This window comes from Type-C symbiont of Plautia stali, assembly GCF_059730935.1.
Window position 1 is genome coordinate 2,956,184 of sequence record NZ_AP035923.1, and the last position, 12,381, is coordinate 2,968,564.

The following is a 12,381-nucleotide window of genomic DNA, read 5'->3' on the forward strand; positions in this document are numbered from 1 at the left end:
TGTGCGACAACTCGTTATCAGGCTGTTTGTCCTGCTGGCAGTGCTGGTCACTGCCGGCTGTGGTTTTCATCAGCGCGGCACCACGCAGGTGCCACCGGAAATGAAAACGCTGATCGTCCAGAGCGGCGATCCGTATGGCCCGCTGGCGCGCACCGTGCGTCAGCAGCTGCGCATCAACGATGTCAAAATCGTTGAAGACAGCAAAGCGGCCAGTGCGCAATACCCGACGCTGCGTCTCGGCGCGGAGAGTCAGGGACGCGACACCGCGTCGGTATTCATCAGCGGCACCACCGCCGAATACTCGCTGGTGATGACCGTCAGCGCGCAGGTGTTGCTGCCGGGTAAAGGCATTTATCCGATCAGCACCACGGTGTACCGTTCGTTCTTCGACAACCCGAACGCCGCGCTGGCGAAGGATGCCGAGCAGGATATGATCGTGCAGGAGATGCGTCAGCGTGCCGCCGAGCAGCTGGTACGTAAGCTGCTGACGGTACACGCCGCGCAGGAGAGCAACAAAGAGACGCTGCCGCAACCTGAAGTGATTGCGCCAGGCGCGGACTCACCGGAAGTGCCCTCCTCGTCAGCCACCAGTCTGCAATGATCAGGATCTATCCTGAACAACTGCGCGCGCAGCTTCGAGAGGGGCTGCGCGCCTGTTATTTTCTCACCGGTAATGAACCCCTGCTGATTCAGGAGAGCGCAGATGCCATCCGCGCTGCCGCCGCTCAGCAGGGCTTCGACGAACATTTTTCCGTCAGCGTTGATGCGCAGACTGACTGGGAGGCGATTTTCGCCAGCTGTCAGTCGCTGAGCCTGTTCACACAGCGCCAGACGCTGACGCTGCAGCTGCCGGAAAACGGCCCCAACGCCGCCATCGCCGAACAGCTGGTGAAACTGGCGGCGCTGCTGCACAGCGACATCATGCTGGTGCTGCGGATGGCGAAGCTGACTAAAGCGCAGGAAAACAGCGCGTGGTTCAAAGCGCTCAGCGCCAATGCGGTGCTGGTGCCGTGCCAGACGCCGGAACAGGCGCAGCTGCCGCGCTGGGTGGCCGCCCGCGCGAAAGCCCTGCAGCTGAGTATTGATGACGCGGCAATTCAGCTGCTCTGCTACTGTTATGAAGGTAATCTGCTGGCGCTGGCTCAGGCGCTGGAGCGGCTGTCGCTGCTGTGGCCGGATGGCAAACTGACGCTGCCCCGCGTGGAAGAAGCGGTGAACGATGCCGCGCATTTCACGCCGTTTCATTGGGTTGATGCGCTGCTGGCCGGCAAGAGCAAACGCGCGCTGCACATATTGCGTCAGCTGCAAAAAGAGGACAGCGAAGTGGTGATTCTGCTGCGCACGCTGCAGCGCGATCTGCTGACGCTACTGCAGCTGCAACGCCAGCAGGCAAAGCAGCCGCTGCGTACGCTGATGGATCAACAGCGTATCTGGCAGAACCGCCGTGCCCTGTTCACTGAAGCGCTGCAGCGACTGGATGCGCAACGGCTGCAGCAAGCGGTGCATCTGCTGGCTCAACTCGAACTGACCATGAAGCAGGACTACGGTCAGAATCTGTGGCCGCAGCTGGAGACGCTGTCATTGCTGCTGTGCCATCGTGATTTTCCGCTGGGTTTAACTGATGTCTGACCTTTACGCGCTGTTTGGCGGCACTTTCGATCCAATTCATTACGGCCATCTACGTCCGGTCACCGCGCTGGCGCAGCAGGTTGGCCTGCAAAAAGTGACGCTGCTGCCGAACAACGTGCCGCCGCACCGGCCGCAGCCGGAAGCCAGCGCACAACAGCGCGTGGCGATGCTGCGCTGCGCCATTGCCGATCGTCCGCTGTTTGATATCGACACGCGCGAGCTGACGCGCACCACGCCGTCATGGACGGTGGACACGCTGGAAACCCTGCGCGCCGAGCGCGGTGCACAACAGCCCCTGGGGTTTATCATCGGTCAGGATTCTCTGCTAACGTTAGGAAAATGGCATCGCTGGCAGGAACTGCTGTCGCTGTGTCACCTGCTGGTTTGTCAACGTCCAGGCTACGCCGCGCAGATGGCTACGCCAGAGATGCAGCAGTGGCTGGATGCGCACCGCGCGCATGAAGTGCAGCAGCTGCATCGCGCACCCGCAGGCCACATCTGGCTGGCCGATACGCCGCTGTTCGACATTTCTGCCACTGAGATTCGCCAGCGCCGCCATCATGGCCAGGACTGCGCCGATCTGCTGCCGGCGGCGGTGATCGACTACATCGATCGCGCGGGCTTATATCGCGATTGATCGCCGCGTGCTATACTGCGCCGCTTCATTTTTGGCTGCGTTTTCCGGGGCATTCAGCCTGCCCATAATCACCTGTTTTTAAGGGGAACCTTTTGCAAGGCAAAGCACTCCAAGAGTTCGTTATTGATAAGATTGATGATCTCAAAGGCCAGGACATCGTTGCGATTGATGTGCAGGGCAAATCCAGCATCACCGATTGCATGATTATCTGTACCGGGACCTCCAACCGTCACGTCTCCTCCATCGCTGACCATGTGATGCAGGAATCGCGCGCGGCAGGCCTGAAACCGCTCGGCGTCGACGGCAAAGCGGCTGCTGACTGGGTTGTGGTCGATCTCGGTGAAGTGATCGTGCACGTGATGCAGGAAGAGAGCCGCCAGCTGTACGAGCTGGAAAAGCTCTGGAGCTAAACGTTGAAACTGCAGCTTGTCGCCGTCGGCACCAAAATGCCCGACTGGGTTCAGACCGGTTTCATGGAGTACCTGCGTCGCTTTCCCAAAGATATGCCGTTTGAGCTGACTGAAGTGCCGGCCGGTAAACGCGGCAAAAACGCCGACATCAAACGCATTCTGGAAAAAGAGGGTGAAGCGATGCTGGCGGCGGTGGGCAAAGGCAACCGCATTGTGACGCTGGATATTCCCGGACAGCCGTGGGAAACGCCGCAGCTGGCGCAGCAGTTAGAGCGCTGGAAGCTGGACGGGCGTGATGTCAGCCTGCTGATTGGTGGACCGGAAGGCCTGGCACCGGCGTGTAAAGCGGCAGCCGAGCAGAGCTGGTCACTGTCCGCGTTAACGCTGCCGCACCCGCTGGTGCGTGTGCTGGTGGCGGAAAGCCTGTATCGTGCCTGGAGTATCACCACCAATCACCCTTATCACCGTGAATAAACGCCTGACAACCTCCAGACAATAAACGCAGCGGATGAAATTACAGAGCAACGCTTTTCGCGATTACACTGCCGAACAGAAACTGTTTGTCCGCCGCGCCCTGGTGGCCTTTGTCGGCATCCTGCTGCTCTCCAGCGTGCTGGTGGTCAATCTGTATCATCTGCAGATCCTGCGCTTCGACGACTACAGCACCCGTTCAAACGAAAACCGCATCAAACTGGTGCCGGTCGCCCCCAGCCGCGGCATCATCTATGACCGCAACGGTGTGCCGCTGGCGCTCAATCGCACCATTTACCAGGCCGAGCTGGTGCCGGAAAAAGTCGATGACCTGAAGCAGACGCTGCAGGATCTGCGGCCGGTGCTGGATTTGACCGACGATGACATCGATGCGTTTGAAAAAGAGCGCAAGCGCTCGCGCCGCTTTACCTCCATTCCGGTCAAAACCGGCCTGAATGAAGTGCAGGTCGCGCGCTTCGCAGTGAACCAGTACCGCTTCCCGGGCGTGGAAGTAAAAGGCTACCAGCGCCGCTACTATCCTTACGGCCAGACGCTGACGCACGTGGTGGGTTACGTCTCGAAAATCAACGATCGTGACGTCAAGCGCCTTGATGAAGAAGGCAAATGGCCGAATTACGCCGCCACCCACGACATCGGTAAGCTCGGCATCGAAAACTATTACGAAGATGTGCTCCACGGCAAAACCGGTTACGAAGAGGTGGAAGTTAACAACCGCGGTCGCGTGATCCGTCAGTTGCATGAGCAGTCACCGCAGGCCGGACGCGATATCTGGCTGACCATCGATCTCAAGCTACAGCAGTACATCGAAACCCTGCTGACCGGCAGCCGCGCCGCCGTGGTGGTGAGCGATCCGCGCACCGGTGAGATTCTCGCGCTGGTCTCCACACCCAGTTACGATCCGAATCTGTTTGTCGATGGTATTTCGAGTAAAGATTATAAGGCGCTGCTCGGCGATGAGAACCGCCCGCTGTATAACCGTGCGCTGCAGGCATCGTATCCGCCAGCCTCCACGGTTAAACCTTATGTGGCGGTCTCAGCGCTCAGCGCCGGCGTGATCAACCGTAATACCAGCCTGTTCGATCCGGGCTGGTGGCAGCTGCCGGGCTCGGAAAAACGCTACCGCGACTGGAAAAAATGGGGCCACGGTCGCCTCAACGTCACCAAATCGCTGGAAGAGTCGGCGGATACCTTCTTCTATCAGGTGGCCTATGACATGGGCATCGACCGCCTGTCGGAGTGGATGACCAAATTCGGCTACGGCCACCGTACCGGTATCGACCTGCCGCAGGAGAGCCCCGGCAACATGCCGACGCGCGAATGGAAGATGAAACGCTTCAAAAAGCCGTGGTATCAGGGTGATACCATTCCGGTCGGTATCGGCCAGGGCTACTGGACGGCGACGCCGGTGCAGATGAACAAAGCGCTGATGATCCTGATTAACGACGGCGTGATTAAAGTGCCGCACCTGCTGCGCGCCACCCGTGAAGGCAACACCATGGTGCCGTATCGCCAGCCGCCGGATGCGCCGATTGGCGACATTCACTCCGGCTACTGGGAGATCGCCAAAGACGGGATGTATGGCGTGGCCAACCGCGCCAACGGCACCGCGCACAAAAGCTTTGCCGATGCACCGTACAAGATTGCGGCGAAATCCGGTACCGCACAGGTGTTTGGCCTGAAAGAGAATGAGACGTACAACGCGCATAAAATTGCCGAACGACTGCGTGACCACAAGCTGATGACCGCCTTCGCGCCGTACGACAAGCCGCGCGTCGCCGTCACCATGATTCTGGAAAACGGCGGTGCCGGCCCGGCGGTGGGCACCGTGATGCGCCAGATTCTCGACCACATAATGCTGGGCGACAACAATACCGTGCTGCCAGAAGCCGCACCCATGCCGCCCGGTTACGAAGGTGAATAACGATGTCGATGAACGATAGTCCCCAGAAAAGAACGATCTGGACGCGTATCCATATCGACCCGCTGTTTATGCTGATCATCATCAGCCTGCTGGCCTACAGCGCCATTGTTATCTGGAGCGCCAGCGGCCAGGATCCGGGCATGATGGAGCGCAAGCTCGGGCAGATTGCCATGGGCACCATCATCATGCTGGTGATGGCGCAGGTGCCGCCGCGCGTGTATGAAAGCTGGGCGCCCTACCTCTACATTGTCTGCGTGATTTTGCTGGTGGCGGTCGATGCCTTCGGCCACATCAGCAAAGGGGCGCAGCGCTGGCTGGATCTCGGTTTTGTGCGCTTTCAGCCGTCGGAAATCGCTAAAATCGCCGTGCCGCTGATGGTGGCACGCTTCATCAACCGCGATGTCTGCCCGCCGACGCTGAAAAACACCGGCATCGCGCTGGTGCTGATTTTTATGCCGACGCTGCTGGTGGCGGCGCAGCCGGACCTCGGTACCTCCATTCTGATCGCCGCCTCCGGCCTGTTTGTGCTGTTCCTCTCGGGCATGAGCTGGAAGCTGATTGGCGTAGCCGTGCTGCTGGTGGCGGCGTTCATCCCGATTCTGTGGTTCTTCCTGATGCACGATTATCAGCGCGACCGCGTGATGATGCTGCTCGATCCGGAGAGCGATCCGCTCGGTGCCGGCTACCACATTATTCAGTCCAAGATTGCGATCGGCTCCGGCGGCCTGCGCGGCAAAGGCTGGCTGCATGGCACCCAGTCGCAGCTGGAGTTTCTGCCCGAACGTCACACCGACTTTATCTTCGCGGTGCTGGCGGAAGAGCTCGGCCTGGTGGGCGTCCTGCTGCTGCTGGTACTTTATCTGCTGCTGATCATGCGCGGGCTGGTGATTGCCGCACGCGCGCAAACCACCTTTGGTCGCGTAATGTCCGGCGGCCTGATGCTGATTCTGTTTGTGTATGTTTTCGTTAACATTGGCATGGTTAGTGGTATCTTACCGGTGGTTGGCGTGCCGCTGCCGCTGGTGAGCTACGGCGGATCGGCGCTGATTGTGTTAATGGCCGGATTTGGCATAGTGATGTCGATCCACACTCATCGAAAAATGTTATCTAAAAGCGTTTAAGAGGCTGCACATGCGTAAGGACTGGCTTGGGGTTGCTCTGGCATCACTGGTACTGGCTGCCTGTTCCACACCGGAACAGCAGACGAACACGGCCCCGCCGCAGCCGGCCTACAATGGCCCGGTGGTGGAGATTCCCGGCGTGGAGCCGCGCCATGAGCCGATCAATCCCTCTACCAGCCAGGACTACAGCGTCAACGGCAAAACCTACCGGGTGATTAAAGATCCGTCCAACTACAGCGAAGTTGGTCTGGCAACCTGGTACGGTGAAGAAGCGCAGGGCAACCGCACCGCGCTGGGTGAAACCTACGATCCGGACGCGTTAAGCGCCGCACACCCTACCCTGCCACTGCCAAGCTACGTGCGCGTCACCAACCTGGCCAATGGCCGGCAGATTGTGGTGCGCGTTAACGATCGCGGCCCTTATACGCCGGGCCGGATTATCGACCTGTCGCGCGCCGCGGGCGATCGCCTGAATATTTCCAATAACACCCGCGTACGGGTGGATTACATCAAAGTAGCGCCGGACGGTTCAGTATCCGGCCCGGGCACCATCGGCACCACCGTGGCCAAACAGAGCTATGCGCTGCCGGCGCGCCCTGACCTGAGCGGCGGCATGGTGATGACCGGTGCCAGCAGCGCGCCAGCGCCTGCCGCACAGGATGTCCGCGCGGTGGATAACAGTTCACTGCAGAGCAACGGCAACATCGGTGCACCGGTGCAGAGCAGCGGCTTTCTCGGCGCACCGCAGCCGTTAGCCAGCGGCGTACTGGAAGGCAGCGCACCGGCCACACCGGTTGCCGCCAGCCCTGCCGCACCGGCTGCGGCTGCGGCAGCGAGTCCGGCTCCGGCCAGCCATAACGCCAGTGCCCATGCCGGCAGCGGTTTTGTGGTACAGGTTGGCGCCCTGAATGATGCCGCTCGCGCCCGGCAGATGGCGGACAGCCTTGGCCAGCGCTTTGGTGTACCCGGCGCAGTGGAAGCCAATGGCAACGTCTACCGCGTGCAGCTTGGCGGTTTCAGCAGCCGGGCTCAGGCCGCGGCGCTGCAACAGCGTCTGAGCACTGAAGCGCAGATCAGCTCCTTTATTACCACGGCCCGCCCGTCAATGTGACGGGCCGTGCCCTTGCCTGCTGACACTGAGGCATAAAGCCAGATGTCGCACGATGGCAGCTTTGCTATAGTAAGGCACTTTTTTCACTTTTAACCCCACGGATGCTGTAGTCCTGAACATGAATACGCTGAAACCTTCTCGTTTTCTGAAACGCCTGACAGTGGGATCACTGGTCGCTCTCTCCCTCAGCCACGTTGCCTTTGCAGATGATGTTAATCTGAAAACCATGATTCCGGGCGTGCCGGACATCGATGCCGAAGCTTACGTGCTGATCGACTATAACTCCGGCAAAGTGCTGGCGGAAAAGAACGCGGACGCGCGCCGCGACCCGGCCAGTCTGACCAAAATGATGACCAGCTACGTCATCGGCCAGGCGGTCAAAGCGGGCAAAATCCATCAGGATGACATTGTTACCGTCGGTAAAGATGCCTGGGCAACCGGCAATCCGGTGTTCAAAGGCTCCTCGCTGATGTTCCTCAAGCCGGGCGATCGCGTACCGGTCTCTCAGCTGACGCGCGGTATTGTGCTGCAGTCCGGTAACGACGCCTGCGTGGCGATGGCCGATTACGTTGCCGGCAGCCAGGACGCGTTCGTTAACCTGATGAACAACTACGTGGGCGCGCTGGGCCTGAAAAATACCCATTTCCAGACCGTGCACGGTCTTGATGCTGACGGTCAGTACAGTACGGCGCGTGACATGGCGCTGATTGGTCAGGCGCTGATTCGCGATGTGCCGGATGAGTACGCGGTCTACAGAGAGAAAGAGTTCACCTTTAATAACATCCGCCAGATGAACCGTAACGGCCTGCTGTGGGATACCAGCCTGAACGTCGACGGCATCAAAACCGGCCACACCGAAGCCGCCGGTTACAACCTGGTGGCGTCAGCGACCGAAGGCCAGATGCGTCTGATCTCGGCGGTGATGGGCGGTCACACCTTCAAAGGCCGTGAAACCGAGAGTAAAAAGCTGCTGACCTGGGGCTTCCGCTTCTTCGAAACCGTGGCACCGCTGAAGGCGGGCAAAGAGTTTGCCTCTGAGCCGGTATGGTTTGGCAACAGCGATCGCGTGCAGCTCGGCGTGGAAAAAGATGCCTACCTGACCATCCCGCGCGGCCGCATGAAAGACCTCAAGGCCAGTTACGTGCTGAACAACACCGAACTGCACGCGCCGCTGCAGAAAAACCAGGTCGTGGGCAGCATCAACTTCCAGCTGGATGGTAAAACCATTGAACAGCGTCCGCTGGTGGTGCTGAACGAAGTGCAGGAAGGCGGTTTCTTCAGCCGCATCATCGATTACATCAAACTGATGTTCCATCACTGGTTCGGCTAAGGCGCGCTTGAAAAATCGCCAATCCGTCCCCAGATAAGCTACTATATTGCTCCCGCTTCGGCGGGAGCCTGTTTTTTATGCACCGGAGTTAATATGAAAACCAAACTGAATGAACTGCTCGAATTCCCGACGCCTTTTACCTACAAAGTGATGGGCCTGGCGCAACCGGAGCTGGTTGATCAAGTGGTTGAAGTGGTGCAGCGTCATGCGCCCGGCGACTACAGCCCTGACGTGAAGCCCAGCAGCAAAGGCAATTATCACTCGGTTTCGATCACCATTAACGCTACCCACATCGAACAGGTGGAAACCCTGTACGAAGAGCTGGGCAACATCGAAATCGTGCGCATGGTGCTGTAATGCTGACGCTGGTAAAGGCCGCTTTGCCAGCGTTATACTCTGCCCTCCACTCGCTACCGGACTTCTGCTTTGTCTGCTAATACGCTTCTTGTTCGTCAGCTTGGCCAGCGCGACTGGCAGCCCGTCTCCGATGCCATGCATCACTTTACCGATCGGCGCGACAGCGCCACCGCCGATGAACTCTGGCTGGTGGAACACCCTGCGGTGTTTACTCAGGGCCAGGCGGGCAAAGCCGAACATGTGCTGGTGCCGGGCGATATTCCGGTGGTACAGAGCGATCGCGGCGGCCAGGTAACCTATCACGGCCCGGGCCAGCAGGTAATGTATGTACTGATTGACGTTAAACGCCGCAAGCTGGGCGTGCGCGATCTGGTCACCGCACTGGAAGAGACGGTCATCGCTACGCTGGCTGATTACGACATCAGTGCGCGTGCGCGTGCGGATGCGCCCGGCGTATACGTTGGCGATGCGAAAATCTGTTCGCTCGGCCTGCGCATCCGTAAAGGCTGCTCGTTTCACGGTCTGGCGCTCAATGTCGCGATGGATCTGGCGCCCTTCCTGCGCATCAATCCCTGCGGCTATGCCGGCATGCAGATGACGCAGATCAGCGCCTTCCGGCCCGGCATCACGCCGGCGGACGTGCAGCCGCGCCTGGTGCAGCATTTCGCGCGCCTGACCGGCTTTAGCGACACGGAATGGCATGATGAGGCCGCGCGCTGACCTTGACCGTATGTGCGCATTTACAAAATTGTAACTTTCGCCACGGCTTATCGGCTGCTTCTGTCCCGGCAAGATGATATAATTTTTGCAATTTTTTCAAATAAAGTTGAAAGCCTGGTTCTCAGTTTGAGTGAGGAAGCTTTCAAATCGCAATCCCGACCGGAACCTGCAGATTTATGAGTAAACCAATTCAGATGGAACGTGGCGTCAAGTATCGCGATGCCGACAAAATGGCGCTGATTCCGGTAAAAACCGTGGTCACCGAACGCCAGGAAATCCTGCGTAAGCCGGAGTGGATGAAGATCAAACTGCCTGCGGATTCCAGCCGCATTCAGGGCATCAAAGCGGCGATGCGTAAAAACGGCCTGCACTCGGTGTGTGAAGAGGCCTCCTGCCCTAACCTCGCCGAATGCTTTAACCATGGCACCGCCACCTTTATGATCCTCGGTGCCATCTGTACCCGCCGCTGTCCGTTCTGCGATGTGGCACACGGTCGGCCAAACGCGCCGGACGCCAACGAGCCGCTGAAGCTGGCACAAACCATCGCCGATATGGCGCTGCGCTATGTGGTGATCACCTCGGTGGACCGCGACGATCTGCGTGACGGCGGTGCACAGCACTTTGCTGACTGCATCAGCGCCATCCGCGAGAAAAGCCCGACCATCAAAATTGAAACGCTGGTGCCGGACTTCCGCGGGCGTATGGATCGCGCGCTGGAGATCCTCACGGCTACGCCGCCGGATGTGTTCAACCATAACCTGGAAAACGTACCGCGCGTCTATCGTCAGGTGCGTCCGGGCGCTAACTATGAGTGGTCGCTGAAGCTGCTGGAGCGTTTTAAAGAGGCGCATCCGGACGTGCCAACCAAATCTGGTCTGATGGTCGGTCTCGGGGAAACCAATGCGGAAATCATCGAGGTGATGCGCGATCTGCGTCGCCACGGTGTCACCATGCTGACCCTCGGCCAGTACCTGCAGCCAAGCCGTCACCACCTGCCGGTACAGCGTTACGTCAGCCCGGTTGAATTTGATGAGATGAAAGAAGAAGCGCTGGCGATGGGCTTTACCCACGCCGCCTGCGGTCCTTTCGTCCGCTCGTCTTATCACGCTGATATGCAGGCGAAAGGCCTGGAAGTGAAGTAATCTCCTGCCGCGATTGCGCCCTGCTGCGGCGCAATCGCAAAAATTCTGCTTAAACCGCTTAATTCCTGTCGCAAATCTGTCGCTTTAACCGCTGAGGCCATAAGAGCCTGTTTATTATTTTATTTTCTCAGTGTTTTTTTCATAAAGGTCAGATTATGCAATCATCCTTTCATATCGATGAGCTCGATTTTATGCGGGCGGCGGATGTGTCAGGTCCATCCTCTGGTAGACCGCGAAGCGGCGCGTCGGGCGAAAGCCTGGATGCGCTAAAAGCGCGTACCACGCCCATGGATATCACTAATCCGTTCGTGACGCCCCATGCGTCGTGCGAACTGGCGTTTCTTGCAACCGCCATCAGCATCGACCACCGCTACGACGAAATTCATCTGCACCTGCCGCAAAGCGCGCAGCTTGCGTCTGCGCCCGCGCCCGCACTGCCGTTCACCGAACTGCGCAGCGTAACGCCGGATGAAACGCCGTTACTGCCAGCGCTGCCGCCGCTGGAGTCAGCGCAGCAGGCCGCCGGCGAGAGCCTCTGGCACAGCCTGCCTGAGGTTCCGGCGCTCAGCCCGGCGCTGTCGCTGGTCAGCGCGCTGCCTGCGGCATGGTATACAGCTGAACATCAGACGCTCCACCCGTCGCCTGTCCCCACGCTCCCAGCCCGGCAGCCGCTGAGTCTGCCAGAGGTGGCTGTGCTGCGCGACATACAGCAACCCGACTATGCGGTGGATTACGATGACAGCGGTGAGCCGAAAATGTTTAGCGGCACGCTGGCTGCCGGCGATCAGGTGCATATTTATATCGATAATGTGCTGATCGAGGTGGTAACGGGCGACGCACAGGGTCACTGGCAGTTCGCTCAGCCCGCCGATTTAAGCGCGGCACAGCATGTTTTCAGTGCAGAGTTCTTCGATGAACAGGGGCATGTCAGCAGCCGTTACAATAAGTTGATTACCGTACTGCCGCAGCCTGCCGCTATTATCACGCCAATTGATGACAGCGATCTCAGCGCGATTGATTGTGCACTGATGGAACTGGCGATGCAGCAGGATGATATTGCGCCCGCTATTCTGCCGCTGACCTTCAGCGAAGCATGGCTGGATGAGTGGAACAATGCTGACAGCACACTGACCGCCAGCGGCGATCACGGCGGCAACCTGCCAGGCTGGGATGAACCGCTGGAACATCACATTGTCTGGCACTAAAAAAACGAAAACCAGACTGTAGCAGTCTGGTTTTTTAACGTAATAAATATTTACACTTATTGACGTTCAGCGCAGAGATTACTCTTTATGGCCGACGCGTTCAGCAGGCGTTTCTTCGGCACTGCTTTTGGTTGCGGTGGATTCATCATCTTTCATGGCTTTTTTAAAGCCCTTGATTGCGGAACCCAGATCGCCACCCAGTGAACGTAACTTGTTGGTGCCAAAAAGCAGTACGATAAGCGCACCGATGATCAGCAGTTTGGCAATACTGATACCTTCCATATTTTACCTTTCAACCTTCGCGAA

14 protein-coding genes are annotated in these 12,381 nt (G+C 58.7%); 13 read left to right on the forward strand and 1 reads right to left on the reverse strand.

Annotated features, from left to right (window positions below; translation table 11 throughout):
• Position 1 precedes the first annotated feature (1 nt).
• The 13 genes from lptE to AC6I7J_RS14025 all read left to right on the forward strand — a co-directional run bounded on the left by lptE (position 2) and on the right by AC6I7J_RS14025 (position 12,075).
• Positions 2 to 601, forward strand: coding sequence for an LPS assembly lipoprotein LptE (gene lptE, locus AC6I7J_RS13965; RefSeq protein ID WP_498005971.1), 600 nt, complete (start codon positions 2 to 4; stop codon positions 599 to 601).
• A complete protein-coding gene (gene holA, locus AC6I7J_RS13970) occupies positions 598 to 1,629 on the forward strand; it encodes a DNA polymerase III subunit delta (protein WP_498005973.1) in 1,032 nt (343 codons plus the stop codon). Before lptE ends, holA begins: the two co-directional genes overlap by 4 nt.
• A complete protein-coding gene (gene nadD, locus AC6I7J_RS13975; RefSeq protein WP_058769435.1) occupies positions 1,622 to 2,266 on the forward strand; it encodes a nicotinate-nucleotide adenylyltransferase in 645 nt (214 codons plus the stop codon). The genes holA and nadD overlap by 8 nt, the downstream gene beginning before the upstream one ends.
• A 92-nt stretch (positions 2,267 to 2,358) precedes the next feature.
• Entirely contained in the window at positions 2,359 to 2,676 is a 318-nt protein-coding gene (gene rsfS / locus AC6I7J_RS13980) for a ribosome silencing factor (protein ID WP_021508582.1), read from the forward strand.
• A gap of 3 nt (positions 2,677 to 2,679) precedes the next feature.
• The gene (gene rlmH, locus AC6I7J_RS13985) at positions 2,680 to 3,150 is read left to right on the forward strand and encodes a 23S rRNA (pseudouridine(1915)-N(3))-methyltransferase RlmH (RefSeq protein WP_058757899.1); all 471 of its coding nucleotides are present in this window, start codon (positions 2,680 to 2,682) and stop codon (positions 3,148 to 3,150) included.
• A 34-nt stretch (positions 3,151 to 3,184) separates the two neighbouring features.
• A complete protein-coding gene (gene mrdA / locus AC6I7J_RS13990; RefSeq protein WP_394516299.1) occupies positions 3,185 to 5,089 on the forward strand; it encodes a peptidoglycan DD-transpeptidase MrdA in 1,905 nt (634 codons plus the stop codon).
• A gap of 8 nt (positions 5,090 to 5,097) precedes the next feature.
• Positions 5,098 to 6,210, forward strand: a complete 1,113-nt coding sequence (mrdB, locus tag AC6I7J_RS13995) for a peptidoglycan glycosyltransferase MrdB (protein WP_031279886.1) — start codon at positions 5,098 to 5,100, stop codon at positions 6,208 to 6,210.
• A 10-nt stretch (positions 6,211 to 6,220) separates the two neighbouring features.
• Complete coding sequence (gene rlpA, locus AC6I7J_RS14000) at positions 6,221 to 7,321, forward strand: endolytic peptidoglycan transglycosylase RlpA (protein ID WP_498005976.1); 1,101 nt, start codon at positions 6,221 to 6,223, stop codon at positions 7,319 to 7,321.
• A 118-nt stretch (positions 7,322 to 7,439) separates the two neighbouring features.
• On the forward strand, positions 7,440 to 8,651 hold the full coding sequence (gene dacA, locus AC6I7J_RS14005) for a D-alanyl-D-alanine carboxypeptidase DacA (RefSeq protein WP_021508587.1): 1,212 nt from the start codon (positions 7,440 to 7,442) through the stop codon (positions 8,649 to 8,651).
• A gap of 93 nt (positions 8,652 to 8,744) precedes the next feature.
• On the forward strand, positions 8,745 to 9,008 hold the full coding sequence (gene ybeD, locus AC6I7J_RS14010; RefSeq protein WP_010618866.1) for a DUF493 family protein YbeD: 264 nt from the start codon (positions 8,745 to 8,747) through the stop codon (positions 9,006 to 9,008).
• Between the two features lie 69 nt (positions 9,009 to 9,077).
• Positions 9,078 to 9,728, forward strand: a complete 651-nt coding sequence (gene lipB, locus AC6I7J_RS14015; protein ID WP_481657769.1) for a lipoyl(octanoyl) transferase LipB — start codon at positions 9,078 to 9,080, stop codon at positions 9,726 to 9,728.
• Between the two features lie 176 nt (positions 9,729 to 9,904).
• Positions 9,905 to 10,870: a lipoyl synthase gene (lipA, locus tag AC6I7J_RS14020; RefSeq protein ID WP_498005978.1), complete on the forward strand. Its 966-nt coding sequence runs from the start codon at positions 9,905 to 9,907 to the stop codon at positions 10,868 to 10,870.
• A 155-nt stretch (positions 10,871 to 11,025) separates the two neighbouring features.
• Positions 11,026 to 12,075 carry an Ig-like domain-containing protein gene (locus tag AC6I7J_RS14025; protein ID WP_132465581.1) on the forward strand — a complete coding sequence of 350 codons (1,050 nt, stop codon included), beginning with the start codon at positions 11,026 to 11,028 and terminating at the stop codon, positions 12,073 to 12,075.
• A gap of 78 nt (positions 12,076 to 12,153) precedes the next feature.
• On the opposite strand, the gene tatE is transcribed toward AC6I7J_RS14025, so the two are convergent.
• The gene (gene tatE / locus AC6I7J_RS14030; protein WP_010618871.1) at positions 12,154 to 12,357 is read right to left on the reverse strand and encodes a twin-arginine translocase subunit TatE; all 204 of its coding nucleotides are present in this window, start codon (positions 12,355 to 12,357) and stop codon (positions 12,154 to 12,156) included.
• Between the last annotated feature and the right edge of the window lie 24 nt (positions 12,358 to 12,381).

What these genes read in the sequence shown, in the direction of transcription:
- tatE (WP_010618871.1), bottom strand. Translation starts at nt 12,357, where the DNA reads ATGGAAGGTATCAGTATTGCCAAACTGCTGATCATCGGTGCGCTTATC.
- mrdB (WP_031279886.1), top strand. Translation starts at nt 5,098, where the DNA reads ATGAACGATAGTCCCCAGAAAAGAACGATCTGGACGCGTATCCATATC.
- mrdA (WP_394516299.1), top strand. Translation starts at nt 3,185, where the DNA reads ATGAAATTACAGAGCAACGCTTTTCGCGATTACACTGCCGAACAGAAA.
- AC6I7J_RS14025 (WP_132465581.1), top strand. Translation starts at nt 11,026, where the DNA reads ATGCAATCATCCTTTCATATCGATGAGCTCGATTTTATGCGGGCGGCG.
- holA (WP_498005973.1), top strand. Translation starts at nt 598, where the DNA reads ATGATCAGGATCTATCCTGAACAACTGCGCGCGCAGCTTCGAGAGGGG.
- nadD (WP_058769435.1), top strand. Translation starts at nt 1,622, where the DNA reads ATGTCTGACCTTTACGCGCTGTTTGGCGGCACTTTCGATCCAATTCAT.
- lipA (WP_498005978.1), top strand. Translation starts at nt 9,905, where the DNA reads ATGAGTAAACCAATTCAGATGGAACGTGGCGTCAAGTATCGCGATGCC.
- ybeD (WP_010618866.1), top strand. Translation starts at nt 8,745, where the DNA reads ATGAAAACCAAACTGAATGAACTGCTCGAATTCCCGACGCCTTTTACC.
- dacA (WP_021508587.1), top strand. Translation starts at nt 7,440, where the DNA reads ATGAATACGCTGAAACCTTCTCGTTTTCTGAAACGCCTGACAGTGGGA.
- rlpA (WP_498005976.1), top strand. Translation starts at nt 6,221, where the DNA reads ATGCGTAAGGACTGGCTTGGGGTTGCTCTGGCATCACTGGTACTGGCT.